This is a genomic window from Deltaproteobacteria bacterium (assembly GCA_009929795.1).
Taxonomy (GTDB): Bacteria; Desulfobacterota; Desulfovibrionia; order Desulfovibrionales; family Desulfomicrobiaceae; genus RZZR01.
Map to the genome: position 1 here is coordinate 1 of RZZR01000327.1, position 1,675 is coordinate 1,675.

2 protein-coding genes are annotated in these 1,675 nt (G+C 58.4%); both read right to left on the bottom strand.

Annotation, left to right across the window (positions count from 1 at the left end; genetic code table 11):
• The coding region (locus EOM25_14695; GenBank protein ID NCC26425.1) for a hypothetical protein at nt 1–975 on the bottom strand (975 nt) is incomplete at its 3' end.
• A 21-nt stretch (nt 976–996) separates the two neighbouring features.
• Nucleotides 997–1,620, bottom strand: coding sequence for a hypothetical protein (locus tag EOM25_14700; protein NCC26426.1), 624 nt, complete (start codon nt 1,618–1,620; stop codon nt 997–999).
• Nucleotides 1,621–1,675 lie beyond the last annotated feature (55 nt).

A 1,675-nucleotide genomic window follows, 5' to 3' on the forward strand; every position in this document is an offset into this window, starting at 1 on the left:
GTGGACCAGCGCCGTACGTCTTTGCCCGGTGCGCGCCAGACCGTGCTTGAAGGCGTTGAAGACATGGATGGAATAGCCGATGGCCTGGGCCAGACTCAAAAAAACGGGCAGAAAAATCATGGACGGGTCATTGGGAATGCCCATGAAGCCTTGGGCCCCGAATACCAGGACCATCGAACTGATGGCGGTTGCCAGGGGGAAGACCACGCCGCGGACGTTGCGCAGGGACACGGACAGAATGATCACGGTCATCAGGAGGGAAATGCCCAGCAGTCGCGGCGTTTCCTTGGCGAAGAAGTTGCGCTTGTCGACGTTGATGATCGGCAGGCCGGTGGCCTTGGGCTCGAGAAAGAGATATTTATCCTGGGAGATGATCTCATGGACGATCCGGCCCACGGAGAGGTCAGGGTTCTCGGTGGTGTCTTTTCCCCAATCGTCGGGAATGGGCTTCATGCGGAGCATGATCCAACTCTCTCGGCCGTCCTCGGAAACGATACGGTTTTTGAGCATCGGCTTGGCCATGGCCAGGTCTCGGATGCGGGCCAGTTCCCCGGGGCTTTCCGGAATGACCTCGGGCACGAGGTCGATGATTTCCATGCCGTCCTCGGTCCCCAGGGTGAATTCGAAATCGGTCAGAGAGAGCACGTCGTCGGCATAGGGCACCTTGGCCGTCAGCTCCCGGCCCATTTCTCGAATGGCTTCGAGGACCCGGGGCGTGAAAACATTGTCGGCTTCGATCAGGATGGCGCAGAAGTCCTCGTTGCCGAAAATGTCCTCGAAATGTTTTTCGGTCAGGCGCAGTTCGTCGTCCTCCAGAAACCAGTTGTCCTGATCGATGTCGCTTTCGAGTCGGGTCAGGCCCAGGCCGGCCAAGAGCATGAGGACGGCGAAGACGGACAGGTTGAGCCAGCGCAGGCGCAAGATGATTTCGGCAGCGCGAGCAAAGCGGGCATTGATACGTTCGATGTCGAGCATGTGATTCTCCCTTTCCGTCAGCTAGAACGAGTATTTCAACCGAAGCCAGAGCTGGCGATTGTCTTCATATTGACCGAACCGACCCGCCGGCCCGCCGAAGAGGTCGAGGCCGGCGGTCAGGTGGAGGGAGTCGGTCAGGGCGTATTCAGCTTTGGCACGGTTGAAGTAATCGCCCCGGTCCAGATCCCAGTAGAGCATATCGGACAGGGTCAGGGTCTGGCGCAGCAATTTTTTGGAGACATTGATGGTGGCCATGGAGCTGAACTCGCCGTCAATCAGTTCCGGATCGTGGTCAACGATGTGGGTGCCGATGATCTGCGTGGTCACGGTCCAGTCGTTGCCCGGCGTCCAGTCCAGGCCGGCCAGCCACTTCAACCCGTCCTTTTTTCGAGGGTCCTCGAATACGGAGTTCGTTTCCCGATACTGGCCGAAGGCATAGGCCGCCTCACCCCTGAAGACAAAATCCGACCAGGGCCTGGAGCATTCCAGGCCGAGAATCGTCAGGCGATGGTGTTTGGGATCGTAGTCCACGTGCAGGGTCCCGTTTTCGGAGAATGCCGTCCTGTGCCTAGTCGCGTAGTCGTCCCAGACATGGAAGATCGACGCGGCCACATCGAAACCGGGCAGATAGGCCGAAACCTTCATGGCGATTTCACTGTTTTCAAGATTGGATGCTGGTTTTTCCGTGGTCTCGGAGCTG